Below are 21,005 nucleotides of genomic sequence, written 5' to 3' on the forward strand. Positions count from 1 at the left end.
CCGATTCACACCTGTCGCACAAACGCCGTCGCTAGCGTCGAGAACATGGATCCGGACCCGCACGCCGCCCCGCTGCTGTCGTCGCGCGCCATCGAGGCGCTGCAGAACATCGACCCCGCCACCCTGAGCGAGGTGCAGGCGTTCCGGGACGATTTCGCGCGGTTCATCATGCCGTACAAGTTCGGCATCGACGAGATCTCGACCAAGGTGAGCATCCTGCGGGAGGAGTTCGCCGAGCTGCACGACTACAACCCGATCGAGCACATCTCGAGCCGGCTGAAGTCGCCGGAGAGCATCGAGCAGAAGGTCATCCGCAAGAACTGCGAGCCCAGCTTCGAGGTGATCCGCCAGGAGATCACCGATATCGCCGGCATCCGGATCGTGTGCAGCTTCGTCTCGGACGTCTACCGCGTGTTCGACCTGCTGACCGCGCAGGAGGACGTCCGCACGCTGCGGGTGAAGGACTACATCGCCCACCCGAAGCCGAACGGCTACAAGAGCCTGCACGTCATCGTCGAGGTGCCGGTGTTCCTCAGCGAAGGCCCGGTGCTGGTGCCGGTGGAGATCCAGCTGCGGACGGTCGCCATGGACTTCTGGGCCAGCCTCGAGCACAAGATCTACTACAAGTACGACGGCGAGGTGCCCCAGGCGCTGCTCCGCGACCTGACCGCGGCGGCGACCACGGCGAGCCAGCTCGACGTGACGATGGAGGACCTCCACCGGCAGGTGCGCGGCGACGACCGCGGGACGGTGTACAGCCTCCCCGCCTCGATCTAGCGCGCGGCGTCCCGCGTCGTTCACCCGCCGTTGGCAGGGCGGCCCTACAGTGTCCCCATGGCCACCGATTCCCCCGGTCGCGCGGCGGGCGACGACGCCCTGGTGACGACTGCGAGCCCGCTCTTCGCCGACAGCGACGCCGACCGGCGCATCCCCGCCCGCTGGGTGGTGTCGTGGGCCCTGTGGGACTGGGGAGGCGCGGCCTTCAACGCGGTCATCACCACGTTCGTCTTCACCGTCTACCTGACCAGCAGCCTGTTCGTCGACCCCGCGATCGTGTCCGAGAAGAACGCCGAAGCCGGCACCTCCGGCCCGGCGCACACCGCGTACGACGCGGCGGTCGCGGTGCTGTCGAGCGGGCTGGCGTGGGGCGTCGGGATCGCGGGAATCGTGGTCGCGCTGATCGCTCCGGTGCTCGGCCAGCGGACGGACGGCTCCGGCCGGCGCAAGCTGTGGCTCGGCGTCAACACCGGCGTCGTCGTCGTGGTGACCGCGCTCATGTTCTTCGTGGTGGGCGAGCCCTCCTACTTCCTCCTCGGCGTCGCGCTCGTCGCGATCGGCACCGTCTTCTACGAGATCGCCACCGTCAACTACAACGCGATGCTGGTGCAGGTGTCGACGCCGAAGACCGTCGGACGCGTGAGCGGCTTCGGCTGGGGCGCGGGCTACCTGGGCGGGATCGTGCTACTGCTCATCGTGTACTTCGGGATGGTGACCGGCGACGGCGGTCTCCTGCACGTCCCGACCGAGGCCGGGCTCAACATCCGCTTCGTCGCGCTGGTCGCCGCGCTCTGGACGCTGGTGTTCTCGCTCCCGGTGCTGTTCGCGGTGCCGGAGATCCCGCCGAACGCGCGGACGCCGCGGGTCGGGTTCTTAGCGTCCTACGGAGTGCTGGTGCGCGACATCGGCCGGTTGTGGAAGGAGAGCCGCAACACGGTCCTCTTCCTGATCGCGTCGGCGCTGTTCCGGGACGGGCTGGTCGGCGTGTTCACGTTCGGCGGCATCCTGGCGCAGGGGACCTTCGGGTTCACCGGCGGCCAGGTGATCATCTTCGCGATCGCCGCGAACGTGGTCGCGGGCGTCTCGACGCTGCTGTCCGGGCGGCTCGACGACCGCTTCGGACCCAAAGCGGTCATCGTCACGTCGCTCGTCGGGCTGATCGTCGCGGGCCTCGCGGTGTTCTTCACGCACGACCTCGGAGCCGCGGCGTTCTGGGTCGGCGGACTGGTGTTGTGCCTGTTCGTCGGGCCGGCGCAGTCGGCGAGCCGGACGTTCCTCGCGCGGGTCACGCCCGCCGGACGCGAGGGCGAGGTCTTCGGGCTGTACGCGACCACCGGACGTGCGGTGTCGTTCCTCGCGCCGACGCTGTTCGCGCTCTTCGTCGCGATCGGCGGCGCGCAGTTCTGGGGCATCCTGGCGATCGTGCTGGTGCTGGCCGCCGGCCTCGCGCTGCTCCTCCCCGTGCGGGCCCCGCGCCGCGCGTCCTGACGCCTCCCGCATCCATGGGTCGCAACACGCCGTTATGCGCGCGCCGTAACGGCGTGTTGCGACCCACGGATGGGGTGGCGAGTCAGGCGGACGGGTCGGTAGGGGCGTCGGGGTCGGGTGCCGGGTCGGGGGTGGGGCGGGGCCAGGCGCGGACGAAGCGGTCGAAGAGCTCGGCGAAGGTGCGCGCCTCCTCGGGGTGAAGGCCGCGAGGGCGGTCTCGACGGCTGAGCGACGGTGGGTGCGCAGCTCCTCGAGCAGCGCGCGGCCGGCGGTGGTGAGCTGGATGAGCGCGCGGCGCGCGTCGGACGGGTCCGGGATGCGCCGCACCAGCCCGCGCTCGACCCCCTCCTGCACGAGGCGGCTGGCGCGGGGCTGATCCACGCCGATCGCGGCGGCGACGCCGCTGACGGAGAGGCTGCGACCGTCCGCGTCTGCGGACTCCAGCGCCTCGAGCATGCGGACGCGCGCGATGCGCCCAAGCGATCCGTCGCGGCCGCGGCGGCCCGGGCCGGAGCGCGCGGAGTCCCCGAACGGCATCCCGCCCGGCTGCCCACCCTCGGCGCCCTGCCCTCCGGGTCCCCAGGGACCGCCGCCGAAGGGACCGCCCCAATGACCGCCGTGGTGACCGTGGGAGTGGCCGTGCGGCATCCCCTCTCCCCACGGCGGGCGTCGTCGGGACTGGTCGCGACGCACCGCCAGCAATGCGTGCTCGACCATCGCGACGATGTCCGCTTCCGGCGGAATCCCGGATTCGTCTTGACGTCGGCTGCTCATGCATGTAACTATACATTTACTTGTAACAGTACATGCAAACGAAAGGAGAGCCCCGATGGCCAACATCGACGACTCTGCACAGACGCCGCCCGGATACTGGTTCGGCGTGATCGAAGGCCGGCTGCACCAGCGGATGCGCGACGCGCTGGCCGATCAGGGACTGCGCCGCGGAAGCTGGCGCATCCTGCACACCCTCGCCGACGGACCCGCCACCGCCGACGAGCTCGCCGAGCGCCTGCCGCACGGCGACGAGCAGCGCGGGCACGGCGGACCCGGCCAGGGCCGCCGCGACGGCTACGCGCGCGGACGCGGCTACGGATTCCGCTACGGATGGCGCAGCCAGGAGCCGCGCGACGAGCGCGTCCCCGGCGCTGAGGATCACGAGGGCCCCGAGCACCCGCAGGACGCGCGCCCCGAGCCCCGCGACGGCGAGCGCCACGAGCACCATGAGCACCACGGCGACCACCACCACGGCGATCATCACGAGCACCACGAGCACCACGGCGACCACGGCTTCGAGCGCGCCTTCGAGCGCGGCTACGCCCGAGGGTTCGACCGCGGCGTCGGCTTCGGCGCGACGCGGTTCGGCCACCCCGCGGGCCCCTTCCCCGGCGGACGCGGCTACGGCCCCTGGGCCGCCGAAGCCGGCCACCCCTTCGCCGGCCATCGCCACGGCGGCCCCGGCGACCGCGGCCTGCGCCGCGCGCACCGCATCCAACGCACCCTCGCCGAGTTCGTCGAGCGCGGCTGGGTCTGGTTCGACGGGGACCGCGCCACGCTGACCGACGAGGGACGCGCCGCGCACGACCGCGCTTTCGAGCGCGTCCAGGTGGTGCGCGCCCAGCTCGCCGACGGTATCTCCGAGGGCGACTACGCCACCACGATGACGACGCTCGAGACGATGGCGCGCAACCTCGGCTGGCGCCCGTCCGCCGAGCAGCCCGACGACGGCGACCAGGGCAACAAGCCCGACCCCGCCTAGGATGGACGCATGACGCCACCCCGCGAAGAGGTCGTGCTGCTGGCCGAGGACGGCACGCCGATCGGCACGGCGGACAAGGCGACGGTGCACACGACGGACACGCCGCTTCACCTCGCGTTCTCCTGCCACCTCTTCGACGGGGAGGGCCGAATCCTGGTCACGCGCCGCGCCCTCGGCAAGGCGACGTGGCCCGGGGTTTGGACCAACTCCTTCTGCGGCCACCCCGGTCCGGGCGAGGCGTTCGAGGACGCCGTACGCCGGCGCGCGGCCGACGAGCTGGGCGCCGAGATCGACAACCTCACCCCCGTCCTTCCCGACTTCCGCTACCGCGCCGTCGACGCGGCCGGGATCGTCGAGTACGAGGTGTGCCCGGTCTACACCGCCACCATCGTCGGGGAGCTCGACCCGTCACCCGCCGAGGTCGCCGAGTGGACCTGGGCCGACCCGCGCACGCTCCTCACCGCGGTGGAGGCGACGCCCTGGGCGTTCAGCCCGTGGCTGACCCTTCAGCTGCCCGCGCTCTACGCCGACGACAGCCTCGAAGCTTCAGGTCAGCTGTGAGCGCTGCTCATATTTTCCACCTGTGTAATTGACTGTGGATAACTCTTCCGCGCGTATGCCCTGAGGCGAATGCAGCGCGGCGATCGCGGCCCGCCTGCCCTCCGCGATGAGCCGGGGGATGTCGCGCATCGTCCACTGCGCCATCCGCTCCATCTCGGGCTGGATCAGCACCACCGACGGATCGGCGGCGAGCTCCGCCGTCCGGGTCAGCGTGCGCATCATCCGGACGTTCTCCCACCGCGCGTGCAGCCGCACCACGATCACCTTCTCTGCGCCCAACGCACGGGCGGCCGCGACCGGGACGTTGTCGACCATCCCGCCGTCCATCAGCAGCGCTCCGTCGCGCCGCACCGGCGGAAGCAGCCCGGGAACGGCGATGGTGGAGCGCAGCGCCGTACTCAGGGGTCCGCGGTCGAGGATGACGCCGCGCCGTGTCCGCAGGTCGGTCGCGAAGGCGCCGAAGCGCCGCGGCAGCGGCTCGATCAGCGGATCCTCACCGAAGACCCGGTGCACGGCCTCCGTGACCGCGTGGGTGTCGAGGAGCGCCCAGCGCGGCCGGAACGACCATGCGGCGATCGCGTTCCAGCGGAAGGCGCGCACCGCACGGTCGATCTCGTCATGCCCGAAGCCGGCGGCGTAGGCCGCGGCGACCAGCGCAACCGAGCTGGTGCCGGTCACGATCCCGGGACGCAGCCCGCGCTCCTCGAGCACCTGCAGCACACCCACGTGGGCGGCGCCGAACGCACCGCCGCCGCCGAGGGCGAGGCCCAGTGTCATGTCGTCCGCCACTCCGGGCCTCCCTGATATCCGATGGGAAGATATCAGTCGGACCTGTCAATGCGCCCAGACCCGGTCGACGGACAGCGTCGGCACGAACGCGTGCTGCGGGTCGCGCGGGTCGGACCACTCGGGGAAGTCGAAGACGGCCAGCATGAGCTGCAGCGGATACCGGGGCGGCGCGTCCAGCATCCTCACCACCCGGCCGTCGACCCGGAACGTCGCCTCCTCGCCGTCCCAGCTCGCCTCGTACGCGTGCGGCTCGGTGACGTCGATGGGCAGCGGGAGCCGTTCGAAGTCCTCGGCGAGCGCCGGATCGCGAAAGCGGTGGAACCCCATCCCCACCTCCGCCGAGCCCTCGCGCACGTCCCGGCCGAACACCTCCATGACGCACAGCTCGCCGCTGCACTCCGGCGCGTCCTCGAAGCCGACGAGCCAGAGCGACGCCATCGATCGGGGACTGAGATAGAGGGAGGCGCGCACCCCGACCGTGCCGTGGTCGATCAGGCAGCCGCGGAACTCCTCCTGCTCCTCGCGGACGCGGAGTCCGTCGCGGTACGGCTGCTGCCCGACCGTCGAGCCGACGGGGCCCGAGAAGTTTCCGGTCTGCAGTCCCGACACCCGCAGCGGCGGCCGGTGGTCGTCGCCGCACCAGAGCCCCTGCTCGGGCGGGATGCTCAGCTCCAGGTGGGAGTCGTGGATGAGGTACGTCGCGCGCGTCTCGGCGAGCGAACTCCACGCGGGCAGGTAGTGCGGCAGCCACACCGACCGGTCGAGCGCCGGGTCGTCGAAGTCGTCGAACACGCCGGCCCTCCCCTCATCCGGTGCGGGTGGCGTCGATGTGCTGCTCGAGCCACCAGGTGCGGCCCTCGTCGTCGGAGACCCAGCCGTCCCACTCGAACGAGTCCTCGGTGATGTTGGAGAAGTTCCAGCGGATGGGCCGGCCGTCGGTCTGGGTGCCGTCCTGCCGGATCCCGTCGCGGCGGTGCGGTGTCGCGACGAGGGTGCAGAAGTCGCCGGTGGCCGCGCCGAACCAGCTGACGCGCCAGGCGCCGAGGGCGGCGTCGTAGACACGGATCGTCGTGCCGCGCCCCTTCACGCCCTCGGGGTCGGCGTCGTCGCGGATGACGAGGACGTCCTGCACTGCGCGGCCGCCGAGCGTGTACGCGAAGATCCAGTGGTTGACCGACTCGTTCCACGTCTGAGTGGACTCGTCGAACAGCCGCACGTCGGCGCTCCAGCTGCCGACGAGCCGGCCGAACAGCTGCATCCGCTGCGGGTTGTGCTCCATCGGGCCCGAGCTGATCAGGGCCCGTGCGAACGCCGCGTCGGTGGTCTCGCTCATGGTCCCTGCTCTCTGCTCAGGCGGTCAGGATGTGGTCAGGACGAGCGTCCCGCCTCGGTGGTGGAGACGTCGGTGCGGTGGAAGTTGAGGTACGAACGCGAGGCCGTCGGGCCGCGCTGGCCCTGGTAGCGCGACGAGTACTCGGCCGAGCCGTACGGCTTCTCGGCCGCGGAGGACAGGCGGAAGAAGCACATCTGCCCGATCTTCATGCCCGGCCAGAGCTTGATCGGGAGCGTCGCGACGTTGCTCAACTCCAGCGTGACGTGGCCCGAGAAGCCCGGGTCGATGAAGCCGGCGGTGGAGTGGGTGAGCAGTCCCAGCCGGCCGAGCGAGCTCTTGCCCTCGAGCCGCGCGGCGACGTCGTCGGGCAGGCTCACGAGCTCGAACGTCGACCCGAGCACGAACTCGCCGGGGTGCAGGATGAACGGCTGGTCGGCATCCACCTCGACGAACCGCGTCAGCTCGGGCTGGTCTTCAGCCGGGTCGATGAACGGGTACTTGTGGTTGTCGAACAGCCGGAAGAAGCGGTCGAGGCGCACGTCGACACTCGACGGCTGGACCATCTCGGGCTCGAACGGCTCCAGGGCGATGCGCCCCGAGCCCAGCTCGGCCTTGATGTCGCGATCGGAGAGAAGCACGAGGCCAGCCTAGTGGGTGGGCCGCCACGGCTCGGCGGCGTGCGACATCCACACCGCGGCGGGTTCGAGCGCGCGGATGAGCCGCTGCCCCTCCGTGTGCGGGTCGTCGAGCTCGGCGCCCGAGACGGCCGAGTCGCCGGCCACGACCACGACGCCCTCGTCGGTGTCGACCACTACGATCTGCGAGCCGCGGGTATGCCCGGGCGCGGGGACCAGCCGGATGCCGGGAGCGAGGGTGACTTCGCCGTCCGCCGGAACGTACTGCAGCTCGACGCCCTCCGGGTCGACCCACTCGCGGATCGTGTAGTCCTCCGCATGCCGGCCGTCCTCGAGCTCCTGCCGCTGCACGTGGATCGGCGTGCCGGCGAAGAGGTGGTTGCCGCCGCAGTGGTCGAAGTGGAGGTGCGTGTTGACCACGGCGTCGACGCTCGCGGGATCGAGTCCCCAGTCGCTCACCGGCGTGAGCCGCGGATCCATGTCCTCCACCATCGGGTGCAGCTCGGTCAGCCCGGTGTCGACGAGGATGCGGCCACCGGGATGGTCGACGACGTGGATGTAGACGGGCAGGTCGACGCCGGCCAGGCCGCCGATGTGGACGGGTGTGATGGTGATGGTCATGGCGTCCTCTCGTGCAGCGGGCGCACGGTCAGGGTCTGCTCCGCACGGCCGACGGCTCCGTTCTCGTCGAGGAGCGACGTGCTGGTTAGCCCCTGCCCAGCGGGCCCGAACACGACCGTCGTGTCGAGTCCGACCCACGGGCCGGCGGGGCGTCGGAACAGGTGGATGGTGAGGTCGAGGTTGGGGAACATCCACTCCTGCGGCGGGCGGCGGACCGCCACGCCGTTGGCCGTGTCCACCAGGGCGATGTAGGCGGCGTCGGGGCTCGCCAGCTCGCCGGCCACCAGCTCCCGGTCGGTCCGCAGCCACGCGGTCGCGCGTCCGGGACGGGGCGCCTCCTCGGCCCGCATCTCGAGCGAGGCGACGTAACCGCCGGGCCAGGTGTCGGTCATCGTCCGACGGTGCTCGGGGCCGGGCGGCGTCGGGGCGCCCTCCGCTCCGCCGGCGACCGCGCTGGTGTCGCCGGTCATCGCGTACCAGGCGCGGGCGAGCACCGTCCGCCGGCCGCGGATGGTCACCGTCGCCTCGATCAGCTCGATCGTCCGTCCGGGCCGGATGGTCTCGACGTGCACGTCGCAGACGTCCGCGTCGAGGAAGCCGAGGATGTCGAAGCTGATCCGCGAGAGCACCAGATCGGTGGGCTCGTCCCGGGCGGAGCGGTAGCGGTCGATCGCGTGCACGATCAGGCCGCCGAGCGGGCTGAAGTGGATCTCCGACTCCTTCCACGCGCCGCCGGCGTCGGCCGTCGGACGGTACCGGTGGTCGTCGATCCGCTCGAAGTAGGAGGACATCAGCCTCACCCTACTTGCTGGCCGCGCGGTCCAGGAGGCGGGATCGACCGTGAACCGATCTTCAGAATGGCGGAGCGCAGTCCGGCGTAGCGTGTGCGCCATGGCGACTGCGACGAGCGATGATCCGAAGCGGCGCGGCGGCTGGCTGCCCCCCGAGCAGGACGATCTGGAGAGCTGGCTCGACGGCCGCATCGAACGGATCGGCGACGACGATGACGCTCCGCTGCGGCACCCGGTGATGCAGGAGTTCGCCGACCTCATCGATCGGGATGGCATCGTCCGGATGTACCTGACGCGGATGATCGAGGAGGTGCCGAAGAACCGGAACTACTCCGAGAGGCACGTCACGAGCGTCCGGCAGTTGCTCCGCCTCATCGACGACGTGCTGACGACCGCGCCGGAGTTCAGCGAGGGCGGCATGGTGACCACGCCGCTGACCGGCATCCTCGACTGGACGATGGGCACCCCCTCCGGGATGGCCGCCTACCGGGACCCGCGGGTGAACGCGATCCTGAAGAAGGTGCTGGACGCGTGGGCCGCGTTCCTCGACAGCCCGGCGTCGCTCTCCGTGCTGAACGCATCACCGAAGGGCTGGATGTCGCCGGCGGCACGCGAGGCCGTCGGCATCGACCAGTTCCAGCACGACCCGGACGCCCCGCACTGGGGTTTCACATCCTGGAACGACTTCTTCACCCGGCGGCTGCGCGACGGCGCGCGTCCCGTCGCGGACCCGGACGACGACGCCGTGATCGTCAGCGCCTGCGAGTCGACGCCCTACCGGATCAGCCGGGACGTCGCCCGCCACAGCGAGTTCTGGATCAAGAGCCAGCCCTATTCGCTGCAGGACATGCTCGCCGACGACGAGGCCGTCGACCGGTTCGCCGGCGGGACCGTGTATCAGGGCTTCCTGAGCGCGCTGAACTACCACCGCTGGCACAGTCCGGTCGCGGGGACGGTCGTGCGCGCGTACGTCCAGCCGGGGACCTACTTCTCCGAAGCCGACTCGGAGGGCGCCGACGCGGTGGAGGCGACCGTCTCGCAGGGCTATCCCGCACATGTCGCCGCCCGCGCGATCATCCTCATCGAGGCCGACAACCCGGCGATCGGGCTGATGGCCGTGGTCCCCGTCGGGATGGTGGAGGTGTCGTCGTGCCTGATCGCGGACGAGATCGTTCCCGGCCACCACGTGGAGAAGGGGGACGAGCTGGGCTGCTTCCAGTTCGGCGGATCGACCGAGTGCCTGGTCTTCCGACCGGGAGCGGTGGAGGAGTTCGCGCTCGCCGCCCTCCCCCAGCCCGGCGAGAAGCACCCCTCCATCCTGAAGGTGCACTCGAAGCTGGCGGTCGCTCCCCGCTGACGAGGCCTACTTGTTGCCCGCGGGGTCCATCCGTGCGAGATCGATGTTCAGCTGCAGGACGTTGACGGTCGGCTCGCCGAGGTAGCCGAGGTCGCGCTGCTGGACGTGCCGGTCCACCAGCTGCCGCACCTCGTCCGGGCTGATCCCGCGGGCCTTCGCCACCGCATCCACCTGGAGCAGCGCGTAGGCGGGCGAGATGTGCGGGTCGAGCCCGGAGCCGGAGGCGGTCAGCGCGTCGGCGGGGATGCTGCTGCCGCTGACGCCATTCGTCTTCTCGATCAGCGCCGTGCGCTCCTTCACCGCCTTGAGGAGGTCCGGGTTGTTCGGGCCCAGGTTGCTGCCGCTGGACGCGCCGCCGTCGTAGCCGGCGCCGGCCGCGGACGGCCGCGACTGGAACCACTGCGGCAGCGGGTTCCCCTTCTTGTCGGTGAAGGACTGCCCGATCAGGGCCGATCCGACTGTCTTCCCGTCCGAGCTGACGAGGGATCCGACCCCCTAACCGCCCACGCTGCCGTGCCGGCTCGGCCCCCGCGTACCGACGTCGAGTCGGGGGACGGCGGCCGCCTTCTTCGCGCCGACGACGGCGGAGGCGGCGGTCGGGTCGCACGGGGTGAGACGCGAGACCGGCTCGGTCAGCACCGTGGGGCCGCCGACCAGGACCACGAGGGAGACGCCGAGCCCGTTGAGGTCGCTGATGACCTGGTTCGGGACGCACGAGCCGGGAACGAGGAACAATGGCGCGTCCACCCCGCCCGCCCACGGGCCCGCGGCGAGCGCGTCGGGGAAGTTGCGCCCGGTCACCAGGAACGCCAGCGGGGAGGCGGGCTGGCTGGTGTTCGTGCCGTCGGTGTTCCACAGGAGCTCATTGAGCTGTGTGGCCGTGGAGTAGCGGTCTCCCCCGGCCAGACGGAGGACATTTCCCGACACGTTGATGTAGACGCCCACCTCGACACCCTCGGAGACGGCGTTCGGGCCCCCGACGACCAGAGCGCCGCTCACGATGTGCCTCCGGAGGAAGTCCGCCGTGTCGGCATCCAGGTCGCCGGCCGCGCCGTTCACGAGCAGGATCGGCGCGCCGATCGCTCCCGCCGCGGCTCCGGCGGCCAGCGCGTCGGGGAAGTTGGTGCCGGTCGCCACGAAGACCTGGGGCATGTAGCCGAACGCGTTCTCGGCGATCACTCGGCTGGTGGCGAAGCGATCGGCTCCGGACCAGCGCACCGTGTCGGGCACGAGGGCGGCGAGCTGCGCCTGCACCCCCGGCGACACCACGCCGGTGCCGCCGACCACCACGACCTTCGACGGATGCAGCGCCACGATCTCATCCGCCACGGACGGCGGGAGCGCGCCCGGCGCCGTCAGCAGAACCGGGCCGCCGAGCGCCGTCGCGGCGGGCGCCGCCGCCAGCGCGTCCGGGAAGTTGTTGCCGTTGGCCACGAACACGATCGGCGCCCCGGCGGGGAAGGCCTGCTGGGCCACCGAGACGGAGGTCTGGTAGCGGTCCGGGCCGAAGACCTGGTCGACGACACGGTTCAGGGCGATGGTCGTCGTGTACGTCGCCTCGGACCCGCGGCCGTCCGCGGCCCGTCCGGTCAGCGTGTACTGGAACGTGCCGGCGGTGGTCGGCCGTCCGGAGATGACCCCGGTGGCCCGGTCCAGGGCGAGTCCGGGCGGGAGGGTGCCGCGGACGGTCCAGAACACCCCAGCGGGCGAGAGGCCGGGAGCGAACGAGTAGTCGACCCAGGTCGTGCCGTCCGGGGGCGCCGGGGTGGTGATCGAGGAGGGCAGGGCGATCACGTCGACGAACCCTTCGGAGTACTGCCCCGAGGTGTCGTACAGGTTGCCGCTGCCCAGGTCGATAGCGGACGGCCAGAAGTATCCGGGCGCTACGAGCGAGACGGTGCGAGCGACAGTGTTCGTCGCGGTGTCGAGTTCGCGGAGGCCTCCGCCCGTCCCGCCGAACACGTGGAGGAACCCGCGCACCGGATCGACGATGAAGTCGGAGATGTCCGTCAGGGACGTCGGAGTCGCGGCAAGCGTGGACTGCGAGAACGAGACGAGAGCGTGTCCGGCGAACGACGATACGCGAACGTACAGCTGTTGCGAGCCAGGGTCGACGGCCAGCTTGTCGACCGAAGAGCTCACCGCCGTCGTCGCGACGGCCAGGGTCGTGAGGTCGAGCCTGACGATGCCCGTCCCCCAGTTGACGATGGCGAAGGCCGCACGCGAGGCACTGTCGACGGTCAGCGACGAGAGCCGCTGCGGCAGAGTCACCTGCCCCACCACACTGCTCAGGTCGGGGGCGATGACGAGCAGTTGTGAATCCACCGCGGCCACCACCTGGTGGGTGAGCGTGTCGACAGCGAGTCCGCCCGGCTGGGGCATGGCGCCCGGGAACCTGAGCAGGCCCCGCCGCGCTCCGGTCTCGGCGTCGAAGACCTCGAGGCTTCCGTCGCAGGCATAGAACAGGCTCTTGGTCGCCTCGTCCAAGGCGAGGTATCCGAAGGCGTTGTTCGCCTTGTTGGCCGGGATGGTCTTCCACAGGACGGCGCCGGTGCGATCGTCGAGCGCCGTGAGCTCGGGCCCCCACCACGTCCCGTTGCTCACCTGGGCGTCCATGGCGAACATGGTGTGCGTCGTCGAGTCGATGACCGGGCGCCCATTGATTCCGCCGGCATCCACCCACATCGGCGCGGACGAGACGAGTTCCGGCGCCTCCGCCGAGGCGGCCTCGGCCGCCGGTGCGGTCAAGACCGCGCCGGCGGCCGACGCCACTAGCGCTGTCGCGATGACCGCCGCGATCGCGCGCCGTCGTCCGACGCGGGCAGATGACAGTCTCACGGGCTCCCCCTGTGCCGTCGCAGGAGGGTCCTGGATCGTCGGTTGAGCGTACGAAAAACCGCCGTCCTTAGCACGCCCCCGAACGCGGGTCGTCTCGCCTACCGGTCCCCGTCCGGGTCCATCCGCGATAGCGCCAGGTTCAGCTGCAGCACGTTGACCGTCGGCTCGCCCAGGTACCCGAGGTCGCGCTGCTGCACGTGGCTCTCCACGAGAGTGCGCACCGACTCGGCGCTGATCCCGCGGGCCTTCGCCACCGCATCCACCTGGAGAAGCGCGTAGGCGGGCGAGATGTGCGGGTCGAGCCCGGACCCGGATGCGGTGAGCGCGTCGGCGGGGATGCTGCCCGCCTCGACGCCGTCCGTCTTCTCGATCAGCGCCTTGCGCTCCTTCACCGCCTTGAGGAGGTCCGGGTTGTTCGGGCCCAGGTTGCTGCCGCTGGATGCGCCGCCGTCGTAGCCGTCGCCGGCCGCGGACGGGCGCGACTGGAACCACTGCGGCAGCGGGTTGCCCTTCTTGTCGGTGAAGGACTGCCCGATCAGGGCCGATCCCACCGCCTTTCCGCCGGATTCGACGACCGATCCGTTCGACTGGTTCGGGAAGGCGAGCTGCCCGATCCCGGTGACGACCAGCGGGTAGCCGATCCCGAGCACGACGGTGAGGATGAGCAGGGCGCGCAGGCCGACCCAGTACTGGCGGCCCGTTCCCCGTGTCGAGGCGTTCATGTGCGTAGCGTTCCTTGTCTCAGAATCCGGGGATCAGGCTGACCAGGAGGTCGATCAGCTTGATGCCGATGAAGGGGGCGATGATGCCGCCCAGGCCGTAGATCAGCAGGTTGCTGCGCAGCAGGGCCGAGGCCGAGGTGGCCCGGTAGCGGACGCCGCGCAGGGCGAGCGGGATGAGGATGACGATGATGATCGCGTTGAAGATCACCGCCGAGAGGATGGCTGACGAGGGCGAGTGCAGCTGCATGATGTTGAGCGCCTGGAGGCCCGGGAACACGCCCACGAACATCGCCGGGATGATCGCGAAGTACTTCGCGACGTCGTTGGCGATCGAGAACGTGGTCAGCGCCCCGCGGGTGATGAGGAGCTGCTTGCCGATGCGGACGATGTCGATCAGCTTGGTCGGGTCGGAGTCGAGGTCGACCATGTTGCCGGCCTCCTTCGCCGCCGAGGTGCCGGTGTTCATCGCCACGCCGACGTCCGCCTGCGCGAGCGCGGGGGCGTCGTTGGTGCCGTCGCCGGTCATCGCGACGAGGTTGCCGCCCTCCTGCTCCCTGCGGATCAGCGCGAGCTTGTCCTCCGGCGTCGCCTCGGCGAGGAAGTCGTCGACCCCCGCCTCGGCCGCGATCGCCTTCGCGGTGACCGGGTTGTCGCCGGTGATCATGACGGTTCGGATGCCCATCCGGCGCATGTCGGCGAAGCGCTCGGTGAGGCCGGCCTTGACGATGTCCTTCAGGTAGATGACGCCGAGGATCGTCGCCTCGCCGCCCGCACTCCGGCTCGCGACGGCCAGCGGAGTCCCGCCCTGCTCGGCGATGTGCTGCACCTTCTCGTCGAGGTCGCTGAGGACCGACGACGGGATGCGCGTGCTCTCCCCCGCCCAGGCGACCACCATGGACGCGGCGCCCTTTCGGACCTGCGACCCGTCGGCGAAGTCGACGCCGCTCATCCGTGTCTGCGCCGTGAACGGCACCACCTCGCCGGCGAGCTCACCCTCGTGGACGAAGCCGAGCTGAGCGGCGAGCGCCACCACCGAGGATCCCTCGGGGGTCGGGTCGCTGAGGGAGGCGAGCGCGGCCGCCTCCACCAGCTCCGCCGGGTCGACTCCCTCGACCGGAGTGAACTCCGCCGCCTGCCGATTGCCGTAGGTGATGGTGCCGGTCTTATCCAGCAGCAGCGTGGTCACATCGCCCGCGGCCTCCACCGCACGGCCCGACATGGCGAGCACGTTGTGCTGCACCAGGCGGTCCATGCCGGCGATGCCGATGGCCGACAGGAGGGCGCCGATCGTCGTCGGGATGAGGCACACCAGCAGCGCGATGAGCACCGTGACGCTGGGGGCGGCGTTCGCGAACCCGGCCGTCGGGCCGAGCACCAGCACGACGACGACGAAGACGATCGTCAGCGCGGCCAGGAGGATGTTGAGCGCGATCTCGTTCGGCGTCTTCTGCCGGGCGGCGCCCTCGACCAGAGCGATCATCCGGTCGACGAACGTCTCGCCCGGCTTGCTCGTGATGCGCACCACGATGCGGTCGGAGAGCACGCGCGTGCCGCCGGTGACGGCGCTGCGGTCGCCGCCGGACTCGCGGACGACCGGGGCCGACTCGCCGGTGATGGCCGACTCGTCCACCGAGGCGATGCCCCAGACGATGTCGCCGTCGCCGGGGATGAGCTCGCCCGCCGAGACGACGACCACGTCCCCGAGCCGGAGCTCGGCCGACGGAACCTCCGTGGTGGTGGATCCGGTGGCCGACGGATCGCGCTTCTCGTCGTATCCCGTCACCCGGTTGGCGACGGTCGTGGTGCGCGTCTTCCGCAGGCTGGCCGCCTGCGCCTTGCCGCGTCCTTCGGCGACGGACTCGGCCAGTGTCGCGAACAGCACGGTGAGCCACAGCCAGACGGCGATAGCCCAGGTGAAGGCGATGGTCGTCGTGCTGCCGCCGGAGGTCTGCGGGCCGAGGAACGGCCCCGCGATCGCCAGGACCGTGGTCAGTGCTGCGCCGACCTCGACGATGAACATGACCGGGTTGTGCCACATGTCCCGGGGGTCGAGCTTGCGCAACGCACCCGGCAGGCCGGCGATGAGCTGGCGGCCGTTGAAGGCGCCCTTCGGCGCGCGATCGGAGAGCGCGCGTTCGGTGATGGTGGACATGATCAGGAATGCCCTTCCGCCAGGGGACCCAGCGCGAGAACGGGGAAATAGGTGAGTGCGGCGACGACGATGACGACGCCGACGACGAGGGTGACGAACAGGGGGCGGTGGGTCGGGAGGGTCCCGGCCGTCGCGGGCACCTTGTCCTGAGCCGCCAGGGAGCCGGCCAACGCGAGCACCATCACGATCGGAAGGAAGCGGCCGAGGAACATCGCGGTGCCGAGCGCCGCGTTCAGCCACGGGGTGTTCGCGGTGAGTCCCGCGAACGCCGAGCCGTTGTTGTTCGCCGCTGAGGTGAACGCGTAGAGCACCTCCGAGAAGCCGTGCTGACCGGGGTTCCAGATCGAGACCTTCTCGACGTTGTCCCGGATCGCCGGGATCGCGAAGCTGAGGCCGGTCCCGAGCAGTACCAGGGTGGGCGTGATCAGGATGTAGAGGCTCGCGAGCTTGATCTCGCGCGCACCGATCTTCTTGCCCAGGTACTCGGGGGTGCGTCCCACCATGAGGCCTGCCAGGAACACCGCGATGATCGCGACGATCAGGATGCCGTAGAGGCCCGCGCCGATGCCGCCGGGCGCGACCTCGCCGGTCATCATGTTCAGCATCGTCATCATCCCGCCCAGCGGCGTGAAGCTGTCGTGCATGGAGTCGACCGCTCCCGTCGAGGTGAGCGTGCTGGTCGTGCCGAACAGGGTGGACCCGAGGATTCCGAAGCGCTGCTCCTTGCCCTCGAGCGCGTCGCCTGCCGCCTGGGTCGCCGTCCCGGCGCCCTGCAGCTCGAACAGCGTGAGGGCGACCAGCGACACGACGAAGATCGTCGCCATCGCACCGAGGACCGCGTAGCCCTGTCGGTTGTCGCCGACCATCCGTCCGAACGTGCGCGGCAGGGAGAACGGGATGAGCAGCATCAGGAAGATCTCGACGAGGTTCGTCCACGCGGTCGGGTTCTCGAACGGGTGCGCCGAGTTGACGTTGAAGAAGCCGCCGCCGTTGTTGCCGAGGAGCTTGATCGCCTCCTGCGACGCCACCGGTCCGCCCGGGATCGTCGCCGTGCCGCCGGTCAGCGTGCTCACGTGGGTGAACCCGTTGACGTTCTGGATGACGCCGCCGACGATCAGGATGATCGCGAAGACCACCGAGAGCGGCAGCAGGATGCGCAGGGTCGCCCGCGTCAGATCCACCCAGAAGTTGCCGATAGCTCCCGAGCGGTGCGCCGCGAACCCGCGGACCAGCGCCACCGCGACCGCGAGGCCGACGGCTGCCGAGAGGAAGTTCTGCACCGCCAGTCCAGCAACCTGGACCGTGTAGCCCATGGTGACCTCGGGCGAGTACGACTGCCAGTTGGTGTTGGTCACGAACGAGATCGCCGTGTTGAACGACAGCCCCTCCGGTACCGCGGGCAGGCCCAGCGAGTACGGCAGGATCGCCTGCGCCCGCTGCAGCGCGTAGACCAGCAGCACGCCGAGGATCGAGAACGCGAGCACGCTGCGCAGGTAGACCGGCCAGCTCTGACCGAGTCCCGGCTCCACGCCGATGACCCGGTAGAAGCCGCGCTCGACCCGGAGGTCGCGGCGGCTGGTGAAGGTGGCGGCCATGTAGTCGCCGAGCGGCCGGTAGACGACCGCGAGCATGAGAACGAGCGTGGCGAGCATCGCCACGAAAAGCCAGAAGGTCATCGCTAGAACCGCTCCGGCTTCAGCAGGGCGTACACGAGGTACGCGATCGAGGCGACGGCGAGCGCCGCGGCGAGCAGGTTGAAGAAGATCACAGCTTCTCCACCCCTCGGCCGACGAGGGCGACGATCACGCCGAGCGCGATGATCCCCACGACGCAGATCAGGTCCAACACGGAAGGTCTCCATCCGGGCCGGCTGTCTGCCGGCTCCAGGGACCGATACAAGTCGCTCCGCGGGGCCGTTCGGGCGGTCCTAACGCAATCCATACGGAGGCGGGCGAGTCCCTAACGCTTTCCCGGCGTAAGGCTTCCGTGAGGACCGCATCCTGCGGCTTCTGGACGGCGTAGACCAGTGCTCGTGACACTTACGCACATCATCCCGAGCCTCCGAGGCTCCCTGTCGAATCCCCTTTCCCGCGACGTGTGGCCGGAGTTCACGGCCACCTCCGTCGACGACGTCACCGTCGCAGGCGTCTCCCTCACGCGCTTAGCCGGCTGGTGCGGCACGCCCTGCGTGCACAGCGCGGCGGCGGTCGTCCCGGGCACCGGCGGCATGCCGTCGTCGACCGAGACGGCGTCGGCTGTCGTCACGCGCGTGGTCGAGGTGACCCGCTCGGCGGACGGGAGCCTGGACGCCTGGATCGACGCCCGACTGAGCGCGGTCCCGGCGTTCGTATCGGAGCTGCGGATGATCGGCCGCGTCTCGACGGCGCCCGACGCGCCCGCGCGCATCCACGCCGCCGGCCCCGCCGCGCCGCCGTACCCGGTGACCGAGCTGGTGTCGGACCTGCGCGTGGGCGACCTGCTCACGCTGCCGTGTCCGGGCACGGTGGTGCTGCGCGAGATCGACCCGCGGCGCCATCCCCTCCCGGAGGCCGCTGCCGCGGTGTGGGCCCCGACCGCGTGCGGACGATGAGCGTGCGGCGCCTGCTCGAAGGTCGCGCCCCGTGGGGCGACCTCGACGTCTCCCCCGTCAGTCCCGGCGTCTGGCAGCGGGTGCGACTGACGGTCTACCCGCCGGGCATCACGCCGGGCGAGAGAAGGCTGCTCCGCCTGCGCCACGCCTGGCCGGTCGGCGGCGCCCTCCTCGCGCTCGTGGGCTTGATCCTCCTGAGCGACGCGGGCCCCGTGCTCAGCCTGACCATCGTGCTGACCGCCTATGTCGCCGGCTTCGCCGTGATCGGCCGCCTGACCCGGGTGCTGCGCGCCCGCTGCCGGGTGGTCACCGTCGCGACCGAGCACGTCGGCTCGGACATCAGCGAAATCGGCGACGTCGAGCTCCTCCGCGCGGCGGCCGGCCGCCTGCTCGACCTCGAGTCCCGCCGCCGCCGAGGACTCGTCGACCCGGTCGCCTACGAGGCGGAATGGACGGACGTCTACTCGGCACTTCCGGCCACGCCCGGGTTTGGCCGGGAACGGATCAGCAGGTAGTCTGGGCCGCAGCCTCACATCCCAGTGATTCACTGGGATTCCGGGCCGCGCGAGTGTAGTTCAATGGTAGAACTTCAGCTTCTCCCACTCTGGATATCAGAGAGTCACACTCGGTCTCGTAAGCCCCATTGATCGGGGCTTTTCCCACTATTGGGGTACTCGTGTGATCTCCGCGACACGCCGTGGATCACGCCCAAAGCGGTGAGTAAACGGTGAGCTACGCGAGTCCGGGGCCGGAATCGCCGCGCACGTTGAACCGTTCGAGGATTGCTGTCGAGTCGGGCACCTGAACCACCCGCGGCAGGTAGGACTGCTCCGTCGTGGCGTATGTCGAGTGGCCCAATTGGTGCTGAGCCCGCTCCAGGCCAATGGCATCGCGTAGCGCGGTTGCGACAGTGGACCTGAACTCCTTTGGCACGCGCCCCTCGAATCTTGTCCCCTTCAACGCCATGTGCCACTGAAGTCGGAAGTTGTCGGGGATTCGCGGGGTGAGCGTCGAGGAGGGGAAGACGAGCTCTGAAAAGGATTCCACCCGTCGACGGAGGAGCATCTTTCCCACGAACGTGGGCAGGAAGAGCCGTCGCCCGCCGCCGGTCTTCGTCTTGTTCTGCACGGTCCAGCGACCTTCGCGGTTCTTCGCCATGGTCCGGTGGATGTCGACTGTGAACGGCTGGATGGTGAAGTTTACGTCCTCCCACATCAGCGCGAACACCTCGCCTGGCCGACACCCTGTGCCAAGGAAGAAGTCCACGGGATCCGCTAGATCGGTGCCGCGACGCCGACCGGATGCGTCCAATCCGGCGTCCCAGCGAGCGAGGATCTCCCGCAGCTCGGCGACATCTTCGAGGGAGAACGTGGCGACTTGATGGTCCGGTTCCTCCACCGGCGCGACCGATTTCATCGGGTTGGCCTCGATCGCGTCATGCCGAGCAGCCATGGCAAACATCCCCGTGAGCAAGACGACGGCGATGCTCGCGTTGGAGTAACCATTCAGCCGGGCGGTTTGCTTGACGAACCGATCCAACTTCGAGACTGAAGCCTCGCGGATCATCCAACCGCCGAGATTGGGCACGATGTACTTGTCTAGCACCGTCTCGTAACGACGCAGTGTCCCGTTCGAGCGTGAGGTGTGGCTGAACTCATCCCACCAAACGATCGCCAGGTCGGCGAGCCGCGTCTCAGGGTTGAGCTCGCCGTCGCCAAGCGGCTTGATGCGATCCCGCATCGCCTCGCGGAGAAGCGCTTCGGCCTTCTGTTTGGTGCGCCCGATGCGTTCGATCTGTCGTGTGCGACCGTCGACGTCGCGATAGCGGGCGCGCGCGGCCCAGCGGTCTTGCGCAAGCATGCGCGTCGTGACCGTGCCCCACGTCTCGGAGACCAGCGGAGGACGGGACATGATCACCGACCCCCGTTCTCGATACGCGAGCCAGTCAGCCCGACTCCGCTGTAGCGGATCTCGGGTGTCGGCGCGGGAAACGGCGATCCGTTGAGGTCAGCGGAATCCCGCTCGGGACTACGCGTGGTCTCCATGCTACGCGCGCCCCGCTGGGGCCGGCGGGCGTCATTGAGGCGAACGAAGGGAACGCACGCCGCCTCTGCCGTCAGCGCCGCCAATCGTCCGATTGGCGTGAACGGGTCGGCTGCGATCGCCCATCCATCCATCGCATAGCGGCTTACGGTCTCAACGCATTCGCTCTTCTCCTCCGAGCTCGGGTTGGTCGAGCCAACCACGCCGACCAGACCACCCTGCAGTTCCGGACCCGTGTTTCTGGTGTCGATGACGAATACCCGCATCTCAATCACTCCCCTGTCTCTCGTTCTTGTTTGCCTTCCGGCGGGGAGATCGAGAGCGAGTGGGAGGTGCGCAGTGCCGGGATCGTGGAATACCGGAACGGAGCGCAGCGGAGCGAGGATATGCCGCGAAAGCCCGGCACGGAGCACCGGGAACGAGCTACGATCGGCCGGCGGAAAGACAAACAAGTCGACAGGTGCAGTGCCGCCGCAGGCGGCTCCTCGACAGTTCACCGGAGCAGGGGCGCACGGTGCGCCGTCCAGTCGATCTCAGACGCCAGCGACCGGA

General features: G+C 70.0%; 18 protein-coding genes and 1 pseudogene. 7 read left to right on the top strand and 12 right to left on the bottom strand.

Annotated features, from left to right (window positions below):
• The first annotated feature begins 45 nt into the window (after nucleotides 1–45).
• The 4 genes from A0130_09335 to A0130_09350 all read left to right on the top strand — a co-directional run bounded on the left by A0130_09335 (nucleotide 46) and on the right by A0130_09350 (nucleotide 4,582).
• Nucleotides 46–777, top strand: a complete 732-nt coding sequence (locus A0130_09335) for a GTP pyrophosphokinase (GenBank protein ANF31849.1) — start codon at nucleotides 46–48, stop codon at nucleotides 775–777.
• A 57-nt stretch (nucleotides 778–834) separates the two neighbouring features.
• Complete coding sequence (locus A0130_09340; protein ID ANF31850.1) at nucleotides 835–2,265, top strand: hypothetical protein; 1,431 nt, start codon at nucleotides 835–837, stop codon at nucleotides 2,263–2,265.
• An 829-nt stretch (nucleotides 2,266–3,094) separates the two neighbouring features.
• Nucleotides 3,095–4,021 carry a hypothetical protein gene (locus tag A0130_09345; protein ANF31851.1) on the top strand — a complete coding sequence of 309 codons (927 nt, stop codon included), beginning with the start codon at nucleotides 3,095–3,097 and terminating at the stop codon, nucleotides 4,019–4,021.
• 9 nt (nucleotides 4,022–4,030) lie between these two features.
• On the top strand, nucleotides 4,031–4,582 hold the full coding sequence (locus tag A0130_09350) for an isopentenyl-diphosphate delta-isomerase (GenBank protein ID ANF31852.1): 552 nt from the start codon (nucleotides 4,031–4,033) through the stop codon (nucleotides 4,580–4,582).
• Here the strand turns inward: A0130_09350 and A0130_09355 are convergent.
• Genes A0130_09355 through A0130_09380 form a run of 6 tightly spaced genes read right to left on the bottom strand, consistent with a single transcriptional unit; the run spans nucleotide 4,568 to nucleotide 8,751 of the window.
• Nucleotides 4,568–5,371, bottom strand: a complete 804-nt coding sequence (locus A0130_09355; protein ID ANF31853.1) for a hypothetical protein — start codon at nucleotides 5,369–5,371, stop codon at nucleotides 4,568–4,570. The two genes, A0130_09350 and A0130_09355, sit on opposite strands and share 15 nt — an antisense overlap.
• 45 nt (nucleotides 5,372–5,416) lie before the next feature.
• The gene (locus A0130_09360) at nucleotides 5,417–6,163 is read right to left on the bottom strand and encodes a glycoside hydrolase family 16 (protein ID ANF31854.1); all 747 of its coding nucleotides are present in this window, start codon (nucleotides 6,161–6,163) and stop codon (nucleotides 5,417–5,419) included.
• 13 nt (nucleotides 6,164–6,176) lie between these two features.
• Nucleotides 6,177–6,704: a hypothetical protein gene (locus tag A0130_09365; protein ANF31855.1), complete on the bottom strand. Its 528-nt coding sequence runs from the start codon at nucleotides 6,702–6,704 to the stop codon at nucleotides 6,177–6,179.
• 35 nt (nucleotides 6,705–6,739) lie between these two features.
• Complete coding sequence (locus A0130_09370; protein ANF31856.1) at nucleotides 6,740–7,342, bottom strand: deoxycytidine triphosphate deaminase; 603 nt, start codon at nucleotides 7,340–7,342, stop codon at nucleotides 6,740–6,742.
• Nucleotides 7,343–7,351: 9 nt separating this feature from the next.
• Nucleotides 7,352–7,960, bottom strand: coding sequence for an MBL fold metallo-hydrolase (locus tag A0130_09375; protein ID ANF31857.1), 609 nt, complete (start codon nucleotides 7,958–7,960; stop codon nucleotides 7,352–7,354).
• Entirely contained in the window at nucleotides 7,957–8,751 is a 795-nt protein-coding gene (locus tag A0130_09380) for a thioesterase (protein ID ANF31858.1), read from the bottom strand. The genes A0130_09375 and A0130_09380 overlap by 4 nt, the downstream gene beginning before the upstream one ends.
• A 100-nt stretch (nucleotides 8,752–8,851) precedes the next feature.
• Here A0130_09380 and A0130_09385 point away from each other — a divergent pair, with 100 nt between their 5' ends.
• Nucleotides 8,852–10,108: a hypothetical protein gene (locus A0130_09385; GenBank protein ID ANF31859.1), complete on the top strand. Its 1,257-nt coding sequence runs from the start codon at nucleotides 8,852–8,854 to the stop codon at nucleotides 10,106–10,108.
• A gap of 6 nt (nucleotides 10,109–10,114) precedes the next feature.
• On the opposite strand, the pseudogene A0130_09390 reads toward A0130_09385, so the two are convergent.
• The 5 genes and pseudogenes from A0130_09390 to A0130_09410 all read right to left on the bottom strand — a co-directional run bounded on the left by A0130_09390 (nucleotide 10,115) and on the right by A0130_09410 (nucleotide 17,496).
• Nucleotides 10,115–10,588: pseudogene (locus A0130_09390) on the bottom strand (potassium transporter KtrA).
• A 15-nt stretch (nucleotides 10,589–10,603) separates the two neighbouring features.
• A complete protein-coding gene (locus tag A0130_09395; protein ID ANF31860.1) occupies nucleotides 10,604–12,880 on the bottom strand; it encodes a hypothetical protein in 2,277 nt (758 codons plus the stop codon).
• 164 nt (nucleotides 12,881–13,044) lie between these two features.
• A complete protein-coding gene (locus A0130_09400) occupies nucleotides 13,045–13,668 on the bottom strand; it encodes a potassium transporter KtrA (GenBank protein ANF31861.1) in 624 nt (207 codons plus the stop codon).
• 19 nt (nucleotides 13,669–13,687) lie between these two features.
• Nucleotides 13,688–15,820 carry a potassium transporter KtrB gene (locus tag A0130_09405; protein ANF31862.1) on the bottom strand — a complete coding sequence of 711 codons (2,133 nt, stop codon included), beginning with the start codon at nucleotides 15,818–15,820 and terminating at the stop codon, nucleotides 13,688–13,690.
• A 2-nt stretch (nucleotides 15,821–15,822) separates the two neighbouring features.
• Complete coding sequence (locus A0130_09410; GenBank protein ID ANF31863.1) at nucleotides 15,823–17,496, bottom strand: potassium-transporting ATPase subunit A; 1,674 nt, start codon at nucleotides 17,494–17,496, stop codon at nucleotides 15,823–15,825.
• Between the two features lie 356 nt (nucleotides 17,497–17,852).
• Here A0130_09410 and A0130_09415 point away from each other — a divergent pair, with 356 nt between their 5' ends.
• Nucleotides 17,853–18,410: a hypothetical protein gene (locus A0130_09415; GenBank protein ID ANF33373.1), complete on the top strand. Its 558-nt coding sequence runs from the start codon at nucleotides 17,853–17,855 to the stop codon at nucleotides 18,408–18,410.
• Nucleotides 18,407–18,925: a hypothetical protein gene (locus A0130_09420; GenBank protein ID ANF33374.1), complete on the top strand. Its 519-nt coding sequence runs from the start codon at nucleotides 18,407–18,409 to the stop codon at nucleotides 18,923–18,925. The genes A0130_09415 and A0130_09420 overlap by 4 nt, the downstream gene beginning before the upstream one ends.
• A 217-nt stretch (nucleotides 18,926–19,142) precedes the next feature.
• On the opposite strand, the gene A0130_09425 is transcribed toward A0130_09420, so the two are convergent.
• Nucleotides 19,143–20,327, bottom strand: a complete 1,185-nt coding sequence (locus tag A0130_09425) for a hypothetical protein (protein ANF31864.1) — start codon at nucleotides 20,325–20,327, stop codon at nucleotides 19,143–19,145.
• Between the last annotated feature and the right edge of the window lie 678 nt (nucleotides 20,328–21,005).

It is taken from the genome of Leifsonia xyli, from assembly GCA_001647635.1.
In the GTDB taxonomy this organism is placed as follows: domain Bacteria; phylum Actinomycetota; class Actinomycetes; order Actinomycetales; family Microbacteriaceae; genus Leifsonia; species Leifsonia xyli_A.